A 22659-nucleotide genomic window follows, 5' to 3' on the forward strand; every position below is an offset into this window, starting at 1 on the left:
TTGCGTTGCGCCTTGCGCTGTGCCGTCTCAGTGGTTGCGCATTATAGGGAGATTCGATTCTGGCGCAAGGCTTTTTTAACGAAAAATTGTAATTAAATTACACTCACAAGTTTCACTCAACTTATCCACAGGATTTGCAGATACTCCATCTTGTTTTGCTGTTTTTATATGCTAATGTCGGCAAAAAGGAGAACGCTTATGAATCACAAATTACGCCCTTATAAAGGTATTTACCCTAAAGTATCCGATTATTGCTATATAGATGAAGCAGCCGTATTGGTTGGCGATATAGAATTAGCCGAAGATGCAAGCATTTGGCCACTGGTTGCGGCACGTGGCGATGTAAACCATATAAAAATTGGCGCGCGCAGTAACGTTCAAGATGGCACTGTGTTACATGTCACCCGTAAAACAGATAAAAATCCAAATGGATTTCCACTTCTCATTGGGGACGATGTCACCATTGGCCACAAGGCTATGTTACATGGATGCACTGTGGGTAATAGGGTTTTGGTCGGTATGGGCGCAATTATCTTAGATAATGCAATTATTGAAGATGATGTAATTATTGGTGCTGGAGCTCTCGTCCCGCCCGGAAAAACATTAACATCAGGCTACTTATATGTAGGCTCTCCAGCCAAACAAGCGCGAAAGCTGACTCCTGCCGAATTGTCTTTTTTACCTGAATCAGCGCAAAACTATGTGCGCTTAAAAAATGAATACTTGGCCGAACATAATCAGCCAAGTTAAATACAAGGTAGCCTAAAAACCCGCTTCAGCCACTGTAGCGGAGTCAATAATACTTGGGCTGCCTGATTTAGCTAACTCTGCAAGCTCTTTGTCCATAAAATAGAGAGCTTGTTTGTCACCGCCCAGCAAGTCGATCTTATCGATAATAGTTTTAAACAGCTTCTCTTCTTCATGCTGCTCAGACACATACCATTGTAAAAAATTAAATGTTGAATAATCTTGGCAGGTAAAAGCTTCATGGGCGAGAGCATTGATTTTTTGTGTAATCATTTGCTCGTGCTCAAGGGTGGCGTGAAATACCTGAGTTAATGATTCAAAATCATGTGGTGGAGCATCAATCGCACCCAGGATTGGTAATGCGCCTGTTTCACTAACATACGTGAATAAACGATGCATATGCTCCATTTCTTCTTTAGCGTGGCCTCGTAAAAATACCGCCGCACCTTCTAACCCCTTATCTTCACACCAGGCGCTCATTTGCAGGTAAAGATTTGAAGAATAAAACTCTAGGTTAATTTGCTCGTTTAATTTCTCGATCATATTAGGCTTTAACATTACAGCTCCTTTAATCGGCTTTTATGATTAGTTACATTTTCACATAGTTAGATGGACAAATACCACCCCACTTTAAATTGCCACCATAAAGTATGAAACTGTCTCAGTGGATCGTTCATTTCTTGACATATTTCACAACCCCATCTACGGACGACTGCTAGAATAGCTAAATTATCAATAGGAGTACTCATCATGGAACTATTATTCAAGGAATGGAAAATATTAAGCTTCATTATGCTACTATTTTTACTCTCTTTTATCTGATTGAAGATATCCCTTTTTAAGCTATGATGCGCACCACTTAAGAACCAACTGACAGTGGCGAACATTGATAACTCTGTACTTAATTCGCCACGGCGAAACCGATGCAAATAAACACGGTATTCTACAAGGCCAACAAAACACCCTACTCAATAGCAACGGCTTATCTCAGGCTAAAACCTTAGCGGGAGCATGCCAACATCTTACGATTAACACTATTCATAGTAGTGACTTAGCAAGAGCGAGCAGTACCGCAGCTCAAATTGCCCAGCCGCATCAACTCACTCCCAAGCTCACACCACTCTTACGCGAGATCGGTTTTGGCTCTTTAGAAGGCCAGCATCTCAAATTGATGCCCGCTGAAAAACAGTATCACTTACAGCGGCTATATACTCAGCAAATCAACCTGCCGTATGCTGACGCAGAGCCGTTAGCTAAACTTGAATCTAGGCTCTCGCAATTTATCAAGCACCTTAGCGCAGAATCATCAGGCAACCACGCGATTATCGGCCACGGCTACAGCTTAAACTATTTACTGCATCATTTATTGAACTGGCCAAAACAGAACATGCAGTTACTTGAGCTCGCCAACTGTAGCGTTACCGAAGTCATTTTTAATCGACAGCAGTGGCAACTCGTTCGCCTTAATCAGCAGGCTAACTCCCTTAGTTCTATACTGAAGTAATAGCATTATAGGAGGACAGCATATGGCTGCTTATCAACACATTTTAGTGGCACTTAGTTTGGATAAAGATAGTCGAACCTTACTAAACAAAGCCGTTGAACGTGCTCGTATCGAGCATGCAAAACTAACCCTACTACACGTAAACATGCAACTTAACCAGCTTTATACCGATATGATTGCGATGGACATAGAAGAGATAAAAAAACAACTCACTGAACAATCAATAGCTGAATTAGATACATTAATGGCTGAACTAGATTACCCATTGATAGAGCACAGAATTGTTTGTGGTGAGATGCCTGAAAGCATTTTAACCTCAGCGAAATCCTTAGAAGTTGACTTGATCATTGCCGGCCATCACCACGGACTGTGGAGCTATTTCCACACCACGGCAAAAAAATTGTTGCATCAAGCCCCCTGTGATCTGTTGATTGTGCCAATAACAAATCACTAACATTAAAGCGGAAAAGGCTTACAAAGCACCTTTTTTGTACTCGCCACACGGGCGCATTTACGGCACACGAATTGGGGCTGAATAACCAGCTCCCTCAAGCTAGTATGATGTTTTTCAATATCAGCCCGTTTCCAATCACACAAGGTCTGGTTTTTCTTCATTCATAAACTCAGTATAAAGTATTAATAGCTGTCATATATTTGTAACCGGTAGCCACTAGCATCCGCTTTATCACAACGGCTCTAGGCAACGCATCATGCGCATAAGCACCTTCTCTCTCCTATCATCACTATTACTAATGATATTAGCAAGCATACTCGGTTACTCGATGTGGCACAGCGGCGTTCAAATCCGAACGATGCAACAACAAGCGCAACAATACCAAGCGTTAAAACATCAGATCAGTGTCACTTTTCAACGTACCATCCAAGCTTATTTAAATAGCGGTGACGCAGGACAACTAAATCTCGCACAGCAACAGTTAGACACCTTATCACAACAACTTTCTGCCTTTCCCAATCGACAAGTAGCGCAAATAGATGACAAAGTAGCCGCGTTATCAGAAGGCCTTAATAATGATTATCGTGCAGCAGGTAAACTATCAGGCAACAGTCAACAACTGCTCATTTTCGCTGAGCAAGAAATGTTTGGCTCATTAAACAGCCTACAAAGCTACGCACTTGAGGGACTAAACGAGAATACAGCTTTGGCTACTGCTTATCTTACTCTTTGCCAAGAGCTAAACGAATCACTGATACAACTCAGCCAACAGCGAGCCAAGTACCTGCAGCAAATGCAACCAGAGCAACTCGAAGCAATACACTATTACCAGCAAAAAATGCGCGTAACTTTAGATCGACTAGTAACGAAAGCGCCGTTAAACATTTATTATATTGTCGAGCGAGATCCTGATGAACTTAGCTTTGATGACGATGAAGATCCGGTTGAAAAAGGCCAAGCGGCTATTGCTGAGCTGGCTAATTTAATTAAACGTTATCCGAAAGAGCTCGACAATACCGAGCATAATATCAATTCCACCATCAAAGCCAGCAATCAACTAAAACAAGAGGTAGATCATCTAGAAACGGCCATATTAGTGATAGAAGCAAAAATACAAGCTGAAACAGAGCAAAACTTGGCTGACATCCGCCTGGCTTTATTGCTATCACTCGCAACGCTCATTGTGTATGCCTTAATCGCATTTGTATTTCAGCAACAGCTTGTCGTCAAGCGCCTCAAGCAATTAAAGAATGCTTTCGCACAACTGGTAGAAACCGGTCTGCCACGTCCCCTCGCCTTAGCTAATTCAAAAGGCGAGTTAGGTGAAATAGCACAGTATTTCAATCAACTGATCACTCATATTCAATCAACACAAGCATATAAAGCCGAACAATTAGTCAAAGTATCCAACGCACTGAAGCTAATGGTTGACCAAGTACAAGTGATCGAGACAGATTCTAAAGCCAACAGCCAGGCCGCCAGTCAAAGCGCAGTAATGGTGCAGGAGCTTAATCAGCTAGCACAAGAGGTTGAACAAAGCTCTCACACTATCCTAGGACATGCTAAAAATAGTGAGGGCGCAATGCTCGACAGCCAAAAATACGCTAAGCAAGTACTTGCTGCGACAGACAACACCAGTCAGGCGGTGCAACGTTGTAATGACTCGCTCGCTTCCCTTAGCCTGTCTGTTGATGATGTTGAAAAAATTATCGATGTCATCAGTAATATTTCTGAACAAACGAATTTATTAGCCCTCAATGCTGCTATTGAGGCAGCTCGAGCTGGCGATCATGGTAGAGGGTTTGCCGTTGTCGCCACCGAAGTCCGACAGTTGTCACTTCGCACCCAAGAATCACTTAGCCAAATATCCACTATCTTAGAGCAATTACGCCAAGCGTCATCTGGGTTAAGAAAGGATATAGACGGTATATCAGTGGCTTCAATAAAACAGAAAGAAACGGCTGACACACTGTGGATTACTGCACAAGGCGTAAGAGAAACCGCGGTCAATTCAGCAGTCGTCGCCGAGCAAGGTAGCATTAATGCCAAGCTGCAATCCGATAAGCTGGTCGATTTTGCCTCGGCAATCGAGCAGGTCAAACAGCAATCTCAACAAGTCTCGAGCTTATCGCAACGAATTGCAGAACAAATAAAGCAAGAAGCCGACACCATTATTCATGCTCTGCACAATCAAACAGCAGAACAAGGGGCTTAAGTAAGCCCCTTGTTAACATAAACATCAAAGCGATTACTTTTGGTCGTAAACGCTAGTGTGGGTTTTTGCTGGGCCAACCAAGGTGCATAGTCAGGCCGTTTAACAACCACACGATATTGAGCGGCAGACATGGCGGGAGCCAGTAAAGCATCAGCATCTAAATCAGGCCCTACTAAGTGCTGAAACACACGCATTTCTTTTTTGACTAACGCACTTTTTTTCTTATGGGGAAACATAGGATCAAGGTAAACCACATCAGCTTGAGCATGAGCTAGCCAATCGATCCCTGAATCAAACTGTAATTGCATATTCGCTTGCATCCAAGCGCCTATTTCAGGATCGCGGTAAGCGCGCTGCAAACCATCTTCCAATAAGGCCGCCACTACTGGAGAGCGCTCAACTAAAGTCACCTGACAACCCAAAGAGGCAAATACAAAAGCATCGCGGCCCAAACCTGCGGTAGCATCAATAACCGTTAAACCAGCCTTAGCCTTAATCCCTATCGCTTTAGCGATAGTTTGCCCTTTGCCGCCACCAAACTTGCGCCGATGGGCTGCCGCGCCAGTAACAAAATCAACAGCCACGGCACCGAGCTTAGGCTCATCTACTTTACGTAATTCAAGTTGGGTCGCCGTTAGCACCAACACCAATAAGTCATCAGGCGTTCGCTTGGCGCTAAAGCCCCATTTTTTTCGTAGCTTGTCAGCATCAGCATTAAGCTCAGGGAAATCAGCAAGAAGAGGGATCACAAGCACACTCAATAAGAAATTTTCCGCATCATAGCAGATTAATTCATCGCAATAAAAACCAACCCACTGAGTCACAGTCGGAGATTCAATCTTACTCCATAGCGAGGGAAACCAGCGCCATCATCTCAATCGGCATCGGTTTACCTAAATGGTAGCCTTGCGCAAAATCGACGCCAATTTCAGCTAAGCGCATCATGACTCGCTCATCTTCAACACATTCCGCGATGGTTTGTTTCCCCATCAACTGACTGACCTCGTTGATACTGCGCACCATGGCATAATCCATCTCATCATCAGCTATATCGCGTACAAACAAGCCATCAATCTTCAAGTAGTCTACCGGCAGACGCTTCAAGTAACCAAATGACGAAAGACCAGTACCAAAGTCATCCAGCGCCAATTTACAGCCTAGTTTTTTCAACTCTTTCAGCAAGAAGGAAGCATGACTAAAGTTGGCAATAGCAACGGTTTCGGTTACCTCAAAGCAAATTTTATATAGTGGCAATTCGGAGTCAACCAAAGCCTTAACCAAGTACTCAACGAATTCTTTGTTACCAATCGACTGTCCAGAAAGGTTAATTGAACACTGATCCAATTTCGCCACATGATCTGGATGGCCTTTTAACCAAGCTAAAGTCTTATCGATAATCAGCTTGTCTAACTTATCGGCCAGATTGTAGTTTTCAGCAGCAGGAATAAATAGTCCCGGCGGAGCCAATTTGCCATTATCATCTATCATTCGCGTCAGCACTTCGTAATGAAGATAACTTTTATCCTCGCCTTGAGTCCCTACTCGCTTGATTGGCTGGGCATAAAGACAGAATCGATGTTCTCGCAACGCCTGTTGCACCTTATTTACCCACTGCATTTCTCCGTGGCGTCGCTGCAACTCTTGATCATCTTGTTTAAACACATGAACCCGATTGCGACCTTCATCTTTTGCCGCATAACAAGCCGTATCGGCACAACTTAAAACATACTGGCGATTACCACTGCTCTCATTCATTTCCACTAAACCAATACTCACGCCTAGAGAAAAGGTTTTTTCTTCAGAAATAAAATGGTGTTCAGCAATCGCGGCTATAATGCCATGGGCGTAGGCTAGCGCATCATCAGGTAAACTATCTGCAATTATCACCCCAAATTCATCACCCCCTAAACGCGCCAGTAATGCGTGGGATGGCAAGCTATCAGTTAATAAAGTTGCAAGCTGTTTCAATACTTCATCACCGGCACTATGACCACAGGTATCATTGATAACCTTAAACTGATCCATATCCAAGTACATTAGAGCATGCACCCGGCCGGCATCAGCGGCAGAATCAATATGCTTTTGTAACTCCGATTCAAAAAAGCTGCGGTTACCCAACCCGGTTAAAAAATCATGTGAAGCTTGATATGACAACTGCTCAGACAAATGCTTAGTTTCGGTAATGTCCTCACACACTAAAAAGAACTGCTCTTTACCTGGCACCTTGCGAGTGGTTTCATTAAGCCACAAGGTTTGCCCTAAACGGGTCTGATATTGGATTTGACGACTCAGCAAACCATCAGGATTACTAGCACATTGATTTAAATACTTAACCTGAGTGCCAATATCATGTGCCACCGTGTGGAATAAAGTGATGTTTTTACCAACCAGCTCATCAACGGAATAACCAAGCAGTAACGCACCATAGCGATTACACGAAAGAACTAATCCCTGATTATTAATGGTTAGTAGCATAAACGGGTTTTCATCGTGCAGAACCCGATAACGCGCTTCACTTTCTCTTAATTCGACTTCTGCTCGCTTGATACTATTAATATCGCGACCTTCTAGTAGGATCATCTCAACACCCTGACCACCACGCACGGGTTTCAATGATAAATCCACAATGACCGTCTGCTTACTGCTATTCATTTGCTGACTTTCATAGCGCACAAAATCGCCTTTTTGCGCCATTTCAATCGCAGCAACAAGCTTTTGCTGCTCCTCTAAATCATGGCGCCACCAAGGAGACTCCCAAATATACTCGCCAATTACATCAACCTCATTCAGGCCCAGTAACTGCAACGCGGCCTTATTGGTTTGTAAAATCCGACCTTTATCATCAAGCAAGATAATAAATTGAAAAGCCTCATGAAACAGAGCACTAAAACGGGTGCGACTGGCGCGCAGCTCAAGCTCAACACGCTTTTGCTTTAATAAGTTAAATTGCAATAACGCAATAATGATGCAAAGGCTCAACACGATAGCCAACACGACAAAAAAATTGTCACGATAAATGTTGTATTGGTTCTCCGTTTGATTAACCACTAACGAATTTTTTGGTAGCTGATCAAAATCTAACTGCCAATGCTTCAGCAATTCAGCATCAAACACGTATTGGTTATTTGACTTAGTTTCTATGGGTAAAGCTTCAATAGGAACAGAATGAAGAATATCTAAGGCTTTGCGCGCGGCCCGCTCACCTTGACTAAAACCGCTGACCATTTTGCCACCAACAACGACACCATAGCCTAAGGTGTAGTCCCAAGAGCCAAAGATCGGCACCTTAGCCACCTCAAATAACGATTGCAGTAAACTTTCATGCTCTAAGTATTGGCCATCTCGATCACGAGAGAAGACAGTGAACAGAATAATCGCATCCCCGGTAATATTGGTGACCTTTTGCTTTAAGGTAAGAAATGTTTCTTCGTGTAAAACATGTACCTTAGGGTAAATCTGCCTACTTATCCTTTCTATATCGCGCTGTAATAACAGCCCAGTATTGGTATCTTCAACAATCACGTAGACATCTTTAGTGCGCGGTTTCAAACTTAAAGCTGCATTTAAGGTGTCTAACAAGTCAGGGCTCTCAACTACGCCGGTCACTTTCGCCATGCCATCAATTAAGGCGGGGGTAAAATTATTCACGCCAGCAAACACAATAGGTGTATTAGGGAAAAGACGTTGGCCATAAGTTTTTGCTAATGCGAGGGCATTATTGTCGGTAACAATAACGACATCAAAGTCACGATGAGAAAATTTTCGGGCGAAGGCTTCCGTCAGCAACGACATGTATTCATCGGTAAAAAACCGTTTACTGTCTAAATAAGAAACATAAAGAGAGACTTCTTGGTTTTTAAGAATTGACTCGATGCCCGCTTGTAAATCACGAGTCCACTTAAACCCTTGATGATAAGAATGAAGCACAAGTACTTCTTGTTGCTTGGCTTGAACGCCGACACTCAAAATCAACAGCGCTGCACCCAAAAAGAGGGAACAAAAAAAACGGCTTAGCCCTAATATCTGCATCGGGTCTCAGTTAATCTATGGTACAAAAAGATAATCCGAGGGTACTCTGCCCATCGCATTATCGTCAACTTGACCACCAAGAGTTTGTGATCAAGTTGAAAACAATCGCGTCAGCCTAGCTTAGCCTTCAGGGCTAATAGGCAGTTCAGGTTGAACTCCCTCGATATGTAATGTCTGTGTTGGGAAAGCAAATTCAGCATCATAAGACTCAATAATAGCCATCACTTTCAACAACACATCCTGTTTCACCTCATGAAAGTGAACCCAGTTTGTAGTCTTAGTGAAAGTATAAATGAAGAAATCCATAGAGGAGCTACCAAAACCATTAAAATTTACAATCATGGTTTGTGTCGTATCAATTTCATCATGGGCGGTTAGCATCCCTTTCACTTCTTCAACAATAGCAGCCATACTTTTACTATCAGCATAACGAATACCCAAGGTTTCATAAATCCGACGATGGCTCATGCGTGACGGGTTTTCTACCGCAATATTAGAAAACACAGCATTAGGAACATAAAGGGGACGTTTATCAAATGTGCGAATAATACTGACTCGCCAACCTATATGCTCAACGGTTCCTTCAATATTGCGGTCTGGCGAGCGGATCCAGTCGCCAACTTTAAAAGGGCGGTCTAAGTAAATAACGAACGCACCAAAAAAATTTGCTAATAAATCCTTCGCGGCCATACCGACCACTAAACCGCCCACACCACCAAAAGCGAGGACCCCTGAAATACTAAAACCTAAGGTTTGAAAGATTCCTAATGCGGTAATGACTAATACCGCCGCTTTCATCAACTTGCCCAGCGCATTAACCGTAGTTTCATCTTTACCTTGGTCAATAAACTTATGTTCAGCATGAGTAATAAAACGTAGAAATGCCCATGCTATCAACCCAGTTAGCACTAAAGTCAAAGCCAGTGGAATATACTCCAGCAGGGCACTATTTTGATCTTCAGCGTAAACGCTGGCGACCATTGCCAACCCCACGGTTAATACTATCCAATTAATTGGCTTCCAAATTGACGCCCAAATGGCATCATCCCAACCGGTTCTTGTCAGCGTGACAAGGCGCTCCATTTTTTTCGCAAAAATACGCCACAATACAAAAGCGACACTTGTGATAAGCAAAATCACACTTACATCGAACATCCAATTATTGGTTTTATAACTGGCGACCAGATTCGAAATCCACTCCATATACTACATTAACCCCACTGAATACTGTCGAAATTGCACCGCCAAAAAGTCCTTCAAATTATCAAATGACAACGGTTTACTTAATAAAAAACCTTGTGAAAAATCACAACCTTGCTGCTGGATATAATTCTGTTGAAGTTCAGTTTCCACTCCCTCAACAACTACCTTCATGCCCAAATTATGTACAATATTGATAATGCCATTAAACAACAAATTATCTTGTTGATTACAGGGGATATCAGCAATAAACGAACGGTCTATTTTAACCACATCAGCAGGTAGGCTGCGCAAATAGTTTAGTGATGAATAGCCGGTGCCAAAATCATCAATAGCAATATTGATCCCCACCGCTTTCAGCGCGGTGATCCGCTGCATATGCTGCGAATCACTGTTCATCAGTAAACTTTCTGTTATTTCTAAAGTCACAGAAGCAGCGGGTAAACCACTGTCTTTAATCACCTTAATCCATTCACTTGCCTGTAAATCAACATTCTGGAACTCTAAGGTTGAGCGATTGATGCACACCTCTAAATGTTCATAACCTAAGTCATGTAATTGCTTTACTTGCAAACAAGCTTGTTTCAATACTTGCTGGCCTAACTGCTGAATTAATCCAACCTCCTCAGCCAAGGGAACAAATACCATAGGGGAAATGAACCCTCGCAGTGGATGCTCCCAGCGCACTAACGCCTCTAACTTAGCCACCTTGCCAGAGAAATTATCTATAATGGGCTGATAATAAACCGTTAACTGGCCACTTTTAATCGCCTCTGTTAGCTCAACTAAGAGCGCTTGTTTGTCTAGTTCAGACTGGCGCATGGCTTGCTCATAAACAATACAAGTATTGCGTCCCTGATTTTTCGCTTCTGATAACGCAAGGCCTGCTTTTTGCATCAACTCATCGCGACTAAAGCCATGCTGCGGAAACAATACACAACCAATACTCGCAGTAATATAGAGTTGTTGGTCGGTGAGCTGAAAGCCTTGAGAAAAAGAGCCGAGTAATTGCTGAGCAAACACTTTCGCCTGCCCTTTTGACACCAAGTCAGGAACAATGATTACAAACTCATCGCCCCCTAAACGAGCGATAAAATCTTGCTGACGCAAGCGCCCCTTTAAGCGCTCAGCCACTAAAGTTAACAAAGCATCGCCCGTGGCAATTTTTTGGGTGTTGTTGATTGACTTAAATTTATCCAATCCTAATTGCAATAATGCAAAGTGTGCATTGGTTTTTATTTGTCGATCCAATGCAGACAGAAAACCTGCTCGACTGGGTAAAGAAGTTAGGCCATCGATGTGTTCCACCTGCAGCGGGTTATCGTTGATCGGCTCAACGATTGCCAAGAAGCACGCAACATCACCCAAATCATTACGCAAAGCAACAACCGAAGCATCGCCGTGAATTACTTGGCCTAACTTAGTGACATAACGCTTACGCACTTTAGCATGCTCTGTTTCACCACGAAATAACGAGCGATACAAGGAAGCTGACAAGGCCTTATCTTGAGGAAGAGTCAAGTCATCGATATGCTGTAGCTGTGCAGCATCAGGATAATAACCAAATAACTGTAATGCAGCCGCATTGATTCTATCAATAGAGCCATTCTTGCCTAGTTGCATCGCTGCCACTGGCAGGTGGCGAATCAAAGAGTCGAAATACTTTTCTAATAGAACATTACCCGTTAGCTTGCTCCGAGTAATATCTTGAGTGATCCCATCCAATCGCACTAAATTTTGCTGCGCATCTCGAATAGAGTTAACTTGGGCACGTAACCACCTCGATTCGTTTTTAGCGCTAACAATCCGATACTCAAAAACATGAGGCTCTGCGACGGTTCCTTCAATTACTTTCTCTAACTCAAGCATTACCATCGCGCGATCACCCTGCACAATGAAGCGCTCTAACTCAAATAAATTTAATGAACAAGAGAAGGGCTCTAAATCAAATAATTTAAACGTTGCTTCAGACCAAATAAGCTTGCGTGAAGGGAAATCAATGGACCAGGTGCCGATTAAACCTTTGTGCTGCATATTCTTAAGCTCGTGCTGAGAAGCGCTCAGGCCCATAGATAACCAATCAATAGGAAAGTCATTACCTAGCAAAGTCAGATCTTGTGCGATAAAGCCACTCAATAAACTCATCATATGGCTTCCATTATAGCCATCTGACAGCGGTTTTTGATACAAAGCTACGCACAGCCCAATCACATCATCAGCGTCATTAGATAATGCAACTGCAAGTAAGCCTTCAGCTTGGTATAGCTGCAATATATTAACATCAGGGAATTGTTGCGCGGCGCCACTCTCAATCATACAGGTTCGGTTTTTCAGCGCGTAAGTGAACGGTGAATCGCATAGCAACAATGTATCGCCATGTTGCTCAACGAAATCGCCCGAGCTAGCCTGCACATCAAGTAAAGATTGGGTTTTATTTAAAGTCGCCAACAGCACACAATCTGCAGCCAAATACTGGTGCAACTGCTGCACAAAAACATCACGCAATCTTTGACCAGAATACCCTGACACCGCATCTACAAGATCTGACACGGCGTGTAAAGTGTGCGGCATAATAACCACCTGAGAAAAGAAATATAAAAACAGTTGCTTATAGTAATAAAAAAACTGGCAAAGAAGATATGGTATGAAATAAAAAATTCAGATTCTGCCTTGTTGATACAAATAAATCTCACATTAGTGAGATTTATTTGATTATAAACAAGCATTAATTCCTTACTATAAGTAAAAGAATTATTGGTTAACTGACAATCCCACTATGGCGTAATAACGCATCAACTTGTGGCTCACGCCCTCTAAAAGCGGTAAACAAAGCCATCGGTGATTCTGAACCACCTTTTTCTAATATATGCTGCATAAAGTCACGGCCAACTTGCGCATTGAAAATGCCCTCTTCCTCAAAACGAGAAAACGCGTCAGCAGACAAAACTTCAGCCCACTTGTAGCTGTAATACCCTGCCGCATAGCCACCGGCGAAAATATGGCTAAAACCGTTCTGAAAACGATTGTATGCGGGCGGAGTAACGACTGCTACTTGGCTGCGCACCTCATCTAACTTAGCTTGTGCTTGATTAGCTTGGCCTGGAGTAAACTCTAAATGTAAACGGAAATCGAACAGAGAAAATTCCAACTGTCGCACCATCATCAATGCCGAATGATAGTTCTTTGCCGCCAGCATTTTATCTAGCATGTCCTGAGGCAAAGGCTCACCGGTTTGATAATGACCTGAAATAAAGGCCAGTGCTTCTGGCTCCCAGCACCAGTTTTCTAAAAACTGACTTGGTAGCTCAACCGCATCCCAAGGCACACCATTTATCCCCGATACGCCACTGGTTTCAACCTGCGTTAGCATATGATGGATACCATGGCCAAACTCATGGAATAGTGTGGTGACTTCATCATGGGTAAACAAGGCTGGCTTATCAGCACTTGGCTTGTTGAAGTTACAAGTCAAAAAGGCCACTGGTTTTTGCAAGCTACCATCTAAGCGACGACGACGTATTAAGCAATCGTTCATCCAAGCGCCACCACGTTTGTGCTCGCGCGCATAGAGGTCGAAATAAAAGCTACCGCGCAACTCGCCTTGTTGATCAAAAATATCGTAAAAGCGCACATCTGGGTGCCAAGTATCAACACCTTCACGCTCAGTAATCGTTAAACCAAATAAGCGCTTAACCACTTCAAACAAACCACTTACTACCTTAGCTTCAGGAAAGTAAGGGCGCAGTGCTTCAGCAGAAATGGCGTATTTATGCTGCTTGAGTTTTTCGCCGTAATAACTCAAATCCCAAGCTTGTAGCTCGGTATCGCCAGATTGTTGCTGCGCAAATTCCCGCAACTCTGCTATTTCAGCTTGAGCTTGAGGGCGAGATTTTTCCGCTAGATCGGTTAAAAAACCCAATACTTGCTCGGGCGTTTGTGCCATTTTCGTCGCTAAACTATCCTCTGCATAATTGGCAAAACCCAGTAACTGGGATAATTCATGGCGTAGCGCTAAGGTTTCATCAATAATGCCGCTATTGTCGCGTTGTCCCGCATGAGGTCCTTGATCAGAAGCGCGCGTAACAAACGCCTGATACATTTCTTCACGCAGTGAGCGGTTGTCGGCATAGGTAAGCACAGGTAAATAACTCGGAATATCTAAGGTAAATAAATAACCGTCTAAATCCTTACTTTTTGCCAACTCTTGCGCCGCTTGAATCGCTGACTCGGGCAACCCAGATAGCTCGTTAACGTCAGTAATCTGCTTTTGCCACGCCAAGGTTGCATCTAATACATTATTACTAAATTGCGAAGCCAACTCCGACAAACGTTTTTTAACTTCACCGTAACGGGCTTTTTTCTCCGCATCTAAACCAATACCCGACAAAGAAAAATCACGTAAAGTATCATCAATTAATTTCTGCTGCTCAGGTTGTAATCGCGCATATTCGTCGCCTTCACGAATCTCACGATAAGCTTGATAAAGGCCTTCATGCTGGCCCACAAAAGTAGCAAAATCCGATAACAATGGTAGACAACCATCATGAGCAGCGCGTAACTCATCATTACTAACCACCGCATTCATATGCGCAACCGCTTGCCATGCCTGCCCCAAAGCATCCGACACCTCATCAAGTGGCAACACAAAATTTTGCCAAGTATAAGGCCCACCAGAGGCCAGCACGCTCTCAATGGCGGCTTTATTATCAGCAATCAGCTGCGTGATATTAGCTTGAATATTTGCAGGATTAATGGTGCTAAATTGAGGTAAAGGCTGGTCAATTGTCATATTGTTTCTCTTTATAATAAGTTAATTAAGTCAGAGATGAGGCCCAATGCCCTAAATATCAAGGTCAAGGCTTCATTAAGCGATCAGCAAAAACACACACCTTAGGAGAAACTAGAACATCATAAAAAATAGATTAAAACGACATATCACTAAATAATTAGATGAATAGCGCGATCTAACTCGGGTTTTAGTTGGAATTAAGGGGCGATCGGCTCCCAAAAATAATGCAGCAGATGTATCCTGAATAAATAGCCGACTGCATCAAGCCAGTCTATGCTAAATATATTAATAACGACCCCTTAGTATCGTCTCGCTTAGGTTTAATTACATTGAGCTATACCAATAGACACATAGGGTTATCGATCGCATTATTTAGGCTGAGCTAAGCCCAGTGGATAGGTGTCACCCGAATGCCAAGCGTGGTTTCAAAACTTAAACGTTCTATGTCACAAAACAGTCTCTCGTTTAGACTGCTTTCTTATATTCTTCTTTGCAGTAGTGTGTTAGCTGTCGTGATCACCATAGTGCAGCTGTTATGGGACTACCGCAAAGATGTCGGCCAAATTGAAAACAGCATTACCCAAATCGAAGCCAGCTTTTTACAGCCCATCGCCGCGAGCTTGTGGAACCTTGATGAAGAGCAAGTGCAGGTACAAGTGGAAGGGATAATGAACCTTCCCAACATGCAGTACGTGCTAATAAAAGAAATATTGGGCAGCTCTGAAGTTCCTTTAATAGAAAAAGGAATGCTCAAACAAAAGTTTGATATCAGTCGTGAGTTCGACTTGGTTTATCAAGGTGAAGTGGTTGGACGGCTATTAGTAGCCGCCTCATTAGACGAGGTGTATCGGCGCTTAATCGAAAAATCCATGGTTATCTTAGTCAGCCAAACCATTAAAACCTTAGTGGTCTCTATCTGTATTTTGCTAATCATTTATTACCTAGTGATTCGTCATTTAAATCGAATTGCTGACTACACCCGTTCCCTTAAACTTGATTCTGTTTCTCCCCCTCTCAAACTAGAAGGCCGCGACCCACACCCAGCGAACCCTGATGAACTAGATGGCCTTGCTGCCACCTACAACCAAATGCGAGAAAAAATCTTCGCCGAATTGTCTGCCAAAGAAAAAGCTAACCAAGAGCTCGCTGGCGAACGTGACTTCTCCACTACTATCATCAACTCTTCCACCTCAGTCATTTGCTGCTTAGATCAGTCTCTTGATATAGACACGATCAACCCAGCTGGCGTGATTTTAACGGGCTACAGTCAACATGAAATGTCGGGACGTAGCTGGCTAGAGCTATTTGTAAATCCTGAGCAGCGAGAAGAAGTTTCCAAACAGCTAAAAAAATATCAAGACCAAAAAGATTTCGAAATCACCATGACCGATCAGTTAGGTGAAACCAATACGCTCATTTGGAGCTTTGTGCCTTTTTATGAAGGCGACCACTTTAAATACCTGATCGCTTTTGGTTACGACGTGTCTAGTCTAAAGCGGGTTGAAAAAGAGATTAAACGCCTAAATGACCAGCTTGAAGAGAAAGTCATCAAACGTACCGCCAGCCTAGAGCAAAGTAACAACCAACTGGTTATCGCCTTTGACGAACTTAAACGCGCGCAACAAACCTTAGTTGAGTCAGAAAAGATGGCCTCACTGGGTAGTTTAGTAGCCGGTGTTGCTCATGAAATAAATACCCCTATCGGCATCAGCGTCACAGCCTCGTCGTATCTACAAGATCAAACCAAGTCATTGCAACAACGGGTCGCAGAAGGTAAGTTGTCTCGCGCCTATATTGAAGAATTGACAGGCAATATGAATGAGTCGTGTAACTTATTAATGAGTAACTTACGCCGCGCTTCCGATCTGATAAGCAGCTTTAAGCAAGTCGCGGTCGACCAATCAAGTGAAGCTTGTTACACCTTTAATTTAGAAGAAAACCTCAACCAAGTTGTCACCTCTCTTAATCACAAGCTGAAAAAAGCACGTTGTGTCGTAGAGACCCATTGCGACGGTGATTTAAAAATGCACAGCTTTCCAGGCAGCTTCACACAAATATATTCTAACCTAATCATTAACAGTGTTAACCATGGCTTCGATGAATGGGATGGCGAGCGAAAAATTGTTATTGATGTGACTCGCCAAGATGACCGTCTGTTAATTGACTATCGCGACACTGGCCGCGGCATCGACAAAGAAATCGCACCACGTATATTCGATCCCTTTGTCACCTCTAAGCGCGGTCATGGTGGCAGTGGCTTAGGCACACATGTGATCTACAACTTAGTCGTGCAACTATTAAAAGGGAGCATAGAGCACGACACTAGCGTTGAGCAAGGCGTCTGTTTCCGTATCAACATCCCCTATCATAACGTTTAAGCTAAGCACATCATCCCTACACCGAGGCATCCGCCTCGGTTTTTACTTGCCTTTCCCTACTCACTCTCTAGAATCGTGTAAAACTCCAAGGGAAACATAACATGACTGAACATTTTGATTACATTTGTATTGGCGGTGGCAGCGGTGGTATCGCCTCAGCAAACCGTGCGGCGCGTTACGGCGCTAAAGTAGCCTTAATTGAAGCAAAAGCCCTTGGCGGCACTTGTGTCAATGTCGGCTGTGTACCAAAAAAAGTAATGTGGCACGGCGCGCAAATCGCTGAAGCCATCAAACTTTACAGCCCTGATTACGGCTTTGACGTAGAGCAAAAGGGCTTTGATTGGAGCAAGCTAGTCGCCAGTCGTGAAGCTTATATTGGCCGTATCCACCAGTCATATGATCGCGTACTAGGCAATAACAAGGTTAATGTCATCAAAGGTTTTGCAACCTTTGTTGATGCCAAAACAGTCGAAGTTGATGGCAAGCACTATAGCGCCGATCATATCTTGATCGCCGTAGGCGGTGCGCCAACCATTCCTAATATCTCTGGCGCAGAGTACGGCATTGACTCAAATGGCTTTTTTGAACTAACCGAGCAGCCTAAACGTGTTGCAGTAATAGGCGCAGGCTACATAGCAGTTGAAATTGCTGGCGTATTGAATGCGCTGGGCAGTGAAACCCACCTATTTGTGCGCAAACATGCGCCACTGCGCAGCTTTGATACTATGCTAACCGACACCTTAGTCGAAGTAATGGCCGCGGAAGGTCCGCAATTACACACTGAAAGCACGCCCAAAGCGGTGGAAAAGAACAGCGATGGCAGCCTTACTATCAGCTTTGAAAACGGCGAAAGCTATACCGTAGACTGCCTAATTTGGGCCATTGGTCGCCACCCTGCCACCAGCAGCATTAAAATTGAAAACGCGGGCGTTAAAACAAATGCCCAAGGCTACATTCCGGTAGATGAATACCAAACAACTAATGTTCCCGGCATCTACTGCGTAGGTGACATTATGGAAGGTGGCATCGAGCTCACCCCTGTGGCAGTGAAGGCAGGACGTCAATTATCCGAGCGCTTATTTAACGGTAAAACCAACGCCAAAATGGATTATAACTTAGTGCCAACCGTGGTATTTAGTCATCCACCTATTGGTACCATTGGTCTCACTGAAGCAGAAGCCAATGCGCAATTTGGTGAGGAACAAGTGAAGGTTTACACCTCAGGCTTTACCGCCATGTATACCGCAGTTACCCAGCATCGCCAGCCATGTAAAATGAAACTGGTATGTGTCGGTGAAGATGAAAAAGTTGTTGGCCTACACGGTATCGGTTTTGCGGTTGATGAAATGATCCAAGGCTTTGCCGTTGCAATGAAAATGGGCGCTACCAAAGCCGATTTTGACAGCGTGGTCGCAATCCATCCAACTGGCTCGGAAGAGTTTGTTACTATGACCTAACAACAAAAGCCCAAGTGAGAACTTGGGCTTTGATTAACATTCTCTAAATCTGTATGTTTACCCTATGGTAAATCCTAACCTCGACATCCAGCGATGAAATCCAATTCCGCCTGTTTAGCTTGGGTTTCCACGCCATAAAAACCTAATAAACTGTGAAATAAATTGTCATGGGAGAAAGTGCCCGTTTTAGCAGCTTGCGCTAAGCAATCACGGTTAATCCCTTGGGCAGAAGCGTACTCTTCAGGTAACCAAATCAACCATGGCACGTGAGTTTGTTCAGTTGGCGCAAAGGCATAAGGCGTGCCATGTAGGTACAGGCCATTTTCGCCAAGTGATTCTCCATGATCCGACAAATACATCAACGCCACGTTATATTGCTCACTGTAACCTTGTAACAATTTAATAGTTTGTGCCAACACATAATCGGTATAGACCAAGGTATTGTCATACACATTTACTATCTCTTCATCGCTGCAGTTTTCAATGTCACTGCGACGACAAGCGGGCTTAAACACTTCCATGTCTTTTGGGTAACGCTGATAATAAGTAGGGCCGTGGCTACCAATAATATGCAGCGCCACTAACTGATCACTGGGCTTGTCTTTCGCGTCAACTAATTGTGCTAACTGCTGCACTAACACTTCATCATAACAACTTAAACTTTGGCAACCATCCCAACCTTGGCTTAACGTCAGTTCATGTTTGGTGATATTTTTCGCCACATGTTTGTCACCGCCGTCATTTTCTAACCAAGTTACATCCACGCCAGCATGGGCCATAACATCGAGCACGTTATCTTGGCTATCCGCCCACTCACGCTTATAATTATCATGACTTAAGTTTGACATCATACAAGGTAAAGAATGGGCAGTCGCCGTGCCGCAAGAAGACACACTTTGCAATGCAATTAAGTTAAGCCCTTGGGTATAGGGATTAGTCTCCCTTTGATAGCCATTGTATTGCATGTTGTGGGCGCGTGCCGTTTCGCCAACCACTAACACCACTAAGTTTGGTTTACCGTTTTTGCTCGGCTTTACTGTCGCATCTTTACCGAGTTCGACATACTGCAAGGGAGTAGTAAAGAAAGTACGTTTGACATACTTAACCCCATAATAAACGTGCGCAGGCACAATCATCTTGGTGATATAGCGATTATTTCGTCCAACAGAAGCATAGTCTTTATAAAAAAACGCCGTTAACAAGGCGAGCATCAGGCACGCAGCAACAACTAGACCAGCGCGAAATAATCCTGCTTTTAACCAACTCTCTCGAGATAAAATATGCGTTCGGTATAACAACAATACTGGTAAACCGCCAAACACCAAGCAATACAGCACAGAGTAAATATTCACATATGACAACGCCTCACCCGAGTTAGTCGCTAATATGTTTTCGACCATGCCGTAGTCAAACACTATCTGGTATTTCCAAATGGCGTAAGTTGCCGCAGCAGAAGATAAGGTAATAAGCGTTAATAAAGGCTTAAACAGATACGGAATCGCCAATAAACTAAAAATAATGAGAAAGCAGCAAAACAACACCAAAGTGGGTGACAAAGCAAAAGCTAAATGCCCCTCTCCGGCAAGTTGATACAGCTTTTGAGTCACGGGGAAATTCAACACGATGGCAAAATATAACGCAAGCATCACTATCACTTGCTCATAACTTAGTGTCCAAGTCGTGGTAAATAATTTAGTAGGGATTATCGATTTCAAATCTAAGAGCCTAAATAATGAGACAGACTCTAAGTATGGTTATGAAACCTTAAGATAACCTTAAGAAGAAGGGAGAGGTAGACGTACTGATTTAGCTAAATGAACAGTTTCAATGTTTCGGCAATGCCAATGATACTAAAGTGGTCACCAATAAAAATATTGCCGAAGCCCACAAACAAGCCACAAAGCCCATGGTTTGAAATAGCCAACCCGACAAAATAGTGCCAATTAAGCGCCCCATCGCATTGGCCATATAATAAAAGCCCACATCCAGTGAAGCGCCATCTTCCTGAGCGTAACTGACAATCAGATAAGAATGTAACGACGAGTTAATCGCAAATACCGCGCCAAACACCAGTAAACCAAGCACGATGACGTATTCTGACTGCCATTCAATCTGCACACTAAGGGCAATCGCAGCCGTCACTAACGTGAGCAGCCCAGCCCAAAGCACCGCCGCCGAGCCACTGGGTACCACGCCGCGACGCTTACCCGTAAAATAAGGCGCAAAACCTTGCACCACGCCATAGCCAATAATCCATAGCGCCAAAAAGCCACCCACTTGGCTATGGCTCCAATCAAACACACTGGCTAAATAAACCGGCAGCGCGACTACAAACCAAATATCACGGGCGCCAAACAAACACATGCGCGCCAAGGATAAGATATTAATACTACGAGATTTTGCGAACAGCTCATTAAATTTAGGTTTGCTTTTTGCTTTACCTAAACTGGCATCCAAGCTCAGCACGCTGCCGATAAATACTAGCAACAGCACCGCTGCCATCGTTAATACAGCTAGCTGAAAGCCCAAGTAATGCAGTAGTAGTCCACCAACAAAAAAGCCCGCGCCTTTTAAAGCATTTTTAGAGCCCGTTAATAAAGCTACCCATTGATAAAGCTTTCCTTGTTGATCACTTGGTACTAAGGTTTTAATCGCGCTTTTGGCGCTCATTTTATTTAGATCTTTCGCTATGCCCGATAAGGCCTGCGCTAACATTACCCACGCCATCACTAACCAGTCAGGCGGCACGGTCAGCATTAACAGTGCCACCACTTGCAGCAACAAACCGATATTCATGGTGCGATTCAGGCCAATACGAGCACCTAACCAACCGCCCAATAGGTTAGTCACCACACCAAAAAATTCATAAAACAAAAATAACGAAGCGATTGCGAACGCGCCATAGCCCAAATCATAGAAGTACAACACCACCAGCATGCGCAACGCACCATCGGTAACGGTGAAGTTCCAGTAGTTAAACGTGACCAATAAATACTGGCGAACCGATTTTGGCAAACTTGAAAGCACGGAGGGTTCCTTTATAAAACAAAGAGTTAAATTTTTGCAATAAAGTTGGTAGAAGTAACATCTATAACGGCAGCATAATAAGCATGTTGCCGTTATAAGTCTGTTGTTTATGGCGTAACTAACTGATCCACATAGTCAATTTGTACCGCCTTAGTAAAGGCACCAGGACGCAACGCTTGCACGCGCTTTTTAATGGTGTCTAAATCCCAGCCTCGTTCTAATAAAATGTGCGCAGCAAGCAAACCGGTGCGGCCCGATCCCCCCATGCAATGCAGCGCCACGGCTTGATTGTTATCGAGCAATTGATGTAGCTCAGGGGACGCCTTTAGCCAATCTATTTTAAAATGGGCATCAGGCGCCTGATCATCTTCAATTGGGCAATGAAACCACTGCATGCCCAAGCTTTGCGTTAACTGACTTAACTCAGCCACTCCCGCCTTTTCCATTTCAGCCTCATTAAGGGCCGTCACTACCGCTTTTACGCCACGATCTTTTAATTGGCGCAATGAGGATTCTAAATCCGTGCCCTTAGTGCCAGGACAAGGCGTCAGTACTAGCTCTGTACCTTGGTTATTTAATGGCAGTTGCCAAGTCGGATGTGTCATCTATCTCTCCTGCGGGTTCACTATTATCTCTAACAGGTAACCCCTAATTTAAGGCCTTGATAACTAGGCCAAGCCAACAATGCGAACTAACTCTGCTGCTCGGTCATGGTTGCATAACCCATTTTGTTAATCGCTCCCTATAACTAGGCCAAGCCAACAATGCGTACTAACTCAGCTGAACTTAGCTGCTCGGTCATGGTTGCATAACCCATTTTGTTAATCGCTCTCTATAACTAGGCCAAGCCAACAATGCG

General features: G+C 43.6%; 15 protein-coding genes. 6 read left to right on the top strand and 9 right to left on the bottom strand.

The window, feature by feature from the left end:
* Positions 1-198: 198 nt before the first annotated feature.
* Complete coding sequence (locus K1M91_RS15370) at positions 199-750, top strand: gamma carbonic anhydrase family protein (RefSeq protein ID WP_232803027.1); 552 nt, start codon at positions 199-201, stop codon at positions 748-750.
* Between the two features lie 12 nt (positions 751-762).
* Here the strand turns inward: K1M91_RS15370 and ftnA are convergent, their stop codons facing one another.
* Complete coding sequence (gene ftnA, locus K1M91_RS15375; RefSeq protein WP_232803029.1) at positions 763-1305, bottom strand: non-heme ferritin; 543 nt, start codon at positions 1303-1305, stop codon at positions 763-765.
* 328 nt (positions 1306-1633) lie between these two features.
* On the opposite strand from ftnA, the gene K1M91_RS15380 reads away from it, so the two are divergent.
* The 3 genes from K1M91_RS15380 to K1M91_RS15390 all read left to right on the top strand — a co-directional run bounded on the left by K1M91_RS15380 (position 1634) and on the right by K1M91_RS15390 (position 4920).
* Positions 1634-2251 carry a histidine phosphatase family protein gene (locus K1M91_RS15380; protein ID WP_232803031.1) on the top strand — a complete coding sequence of 206 codons (618 nt, stop codon included), beginning with the start codon at positions 1634-1636 and terminating at the stop codon, positions 2249-2251.
* Between the two features lie 22 nt (positions 2252-2273).
* Positions 2274-2705 carry a universal stress protein gene (locus K1M91_RS15385; RefSeq protein ID WP_232803037.1) on the top strand — a complete coding sequence of 144 codons (432 nt, stop codon included), beginning with the start codon at positions 2274-2276 and terminating at the stop codon, positions 2703-2705.
* Positions 2706-2961: 256 nt separating this feature from the next.
* On the top strand, positions 2962-4920 hold the full coding sequence (locus tag K1M91_RS15390) for a methyl-accepting chemotaxis protein (RefSeq protein ID WP_232803039.1): 1959 nt from the start codon (positions 2962-2964) through the stop codon (positions 4918-4920).
* On the opposite strand, the gene K1M91_RS15395 is transcribed toward K1M91_RS15390, so the two are convergent.
* The 5 genes from K1M91_RS15395 to prlC form a co-directional block, all read right to left on the bottom strand.
* Complete coding sequence (locus tag K1M91_RS15395) at positions 4917-5744, bottom strand: class I SAM-dependent methyltransferase (protein WP_232803041.1); 828 nt, start codon at positions 5742-5744, stop codon at positions 4917-4919. The genes K1M91_RS15390 and K1M91_RS15395 overlap by 4 nt on opposite strands.
* Positions 5745-5760: 16 nt before the next feature.
* Positions 5761-8949 carry an EAL domain-containing protein gene (locus tag K1M91_RS15400; RefSeq protein ID WP_232803043.1) on the bottom strand — a complete coding sequence of 1063 codons (3189 nt, stop codon included), beginning with the start codon at positions 8947-8949 and terminating at the stop codon, positions 5761-5763.
* Between the two features lie 120 nt (positions 8950-9069).
* A complete protein-coding gene (locus tag K1M91_RS15405; RefSeq protein ID WP_232803053.1) occupies positions 9070-10152 on the bottom strand; it encodes a mechanosensitive ion channel family protein in 1083 nt (360 codons plus the stop codon).
* 3 nt (positions 10153-10155) lie between these two features.
* Positions 10156-12720, bottom strand: coding sequence for a GGDEF domain-containing phosphodiesterase (locus K1M91_RS15410; protein ID WP_232803055.1), 2565 nt, complete (start codon positions 12718-12720; stop codon positions 10156-10158).
* A gap of 187 nt (positions 12721-12907) precedes the next feature.
* Complete coding sequence (prlC, locus tag K1M91_RS15415) at positions 12908-14938, bottom strand: oligopeptidase A (protein ID WP_232803057.1); 2031 nt, start codon at positions 14936-14938, stop codon at positions 12908-12910.
* 410 nt (positions 14939-15348) lie between these two features.
* Here prlC and K1M91_RS15420 point away from each other — a divergent pair, with 410 nt between their 5' ends.
* The gene (locus K1M91_RS15420; protein ID WP_232803058.1) at positions 15349-17316 is read left to right on the top strand and encodes an ATP-binding protein; all 1968 of its coding nucleotides are present in this window, start codon (positions 15349-15351) and stop codon (positions 17314-17316) included.
* Between the two features lie 101 nt (positions 17317-17417).
* A complete protein-coding gene (gene gorA / locus K1M91_RS15425) occupies positions 17418-18773 on the top strand; it encodes a glutathione-disulfide reductase (RefSeq protein WP_232803062.1) in 1356 nt (451 codons plus the stop codon).
* Between the two features lie 74 nt (positions 18774-18847).
* Here the strand turns inward: gorA and K1M91_RS15430 are convergent, their stop codons facing one another.
* The 3 genes from K1M91_RS15430 to K1M91_RS15440 form a co-directional block, all read right to left on the bottom strand.
* Positions 18848-20488: a phosphoethanolamine--lipid A transferase gene (locus K1M91_RS15430; RefSeq protein ID WP_232803063.1), complete on the bottom strand. Its 1641-nt coding sequence runs from the start codon at positions 20486-20488 to the stop codon at positions 18848-18850.
* Between the two features lie 109 nt (positions 20489-20597).
* The gene (gene arsJ, locus K1M91_RS15435; RefSeq protein ID WP_232803064.1) at positions 20598-21800 is read right to left on the bottom strand and encodes an organoarsenical effux MFS transporter ArsJ; all 1203 of its coding nucleotides are present in this window, start codon (positions 21798-21800) and stop codon (positions 20598-20600) included.
* A 107-nt stretch (positions 21801-21907) separates the two neighbouring features.
* Positions 21908-22405, bottom strand: coding sequence for a cyclin-dependent kinase inhibitor 3 family protein (locus K1M91_RS15440; protein ID WP_232803066.1), 498 nt, complete (start codon positions 22403-22405; stop codon positions 21908-21910).
* Between the last annotated feature and the right edge of the window lie 254 nt (positions 22406-22659).

The organism is Motilimonas sp. E26, assembly GCF_021278025.1.
Classification (GTDB): Bacteria; Pseudomonadota; Gammaproteobacteria; order Enterobacterales; family CBDFNC01; genus Motilimonas.

Bases quoted from the DNA above. Each gene is read 5' to 3' on its own strand.
- K1M91_RS15370 (WP_232803027.1), top strand. From the start codon at position 199: ATGAATCACAAATTACGCCCTTATAAAGGTATTTACCCTAAAGTATCC.
- ftnA (WP_232803029.1), bottom strand. From the start codon at position 1,305: ATGTTAAAGCCTAATATGATCGAGAAATTAAACGAGCAAATTAACCTA.
- K1M91_RS15385 (WP_232803037.1), top strand. From the start codon at position 2,274: ATGGCTGCTTATCAACACATTTTAGTGGCACTTAGTTTGGATAAAGAT.
- K1M91_RS15390 (WP_232803039.1), top strand. From the start codon at position 2,962: ATGCGCATAAGCACCTTCTCTCTCCTATCATCACTATTACTAATGATA.
- K1M91_RS15400 (WP_232803043.1), bottom strand. From the start codon at position 8,949: ATGCAGATATTAGGGCTAAGCCGTTTTTTTTGTTCCCTCTTTTTGGGT.
- K1M91_RS15405 (WP_232803053.1), bottom strand. From the start codon at position 10,152: ATGGAGTGGATTTCGAATCTGGTCGCCAGTTATAAAACCAATAATTGG.
- K1M91_RS15410 (WP_232803055.1), bottom strand. From the start codon at position 12,720: ATGCCGCACACTTTACACGCCGTGTCAGATCTTGTAGATGCGGTGTCA.
- prlC (WP_232803057.1), bottom strand. From the start codon at position 14,938: ATGACAATTGACCAGCCTTTACCTCAATTTAGCACCATTAATCCTGCA.
- K1M91_RS15420 (WP_232803058.1), top strand. From the start codon at position 15,349: ATGCCAAGCGTGGTTTCAAAACTTAAACGTTCTATGTCACAAAACAGT.
- gorA (WP_232803062.1), top strand. From the start codon at position 17,418: ATGACTGAACATTTTGATTACATTTGTATTGGCGGTGGCAGCGGTGGT.
- K1M91_RS15440 (WP_232803066.1), bottom strand. From the start codon at position 22,405: ATGACACATCCGACTTGGCAACTGCCATTAAATAACCAAGGTACAGAG.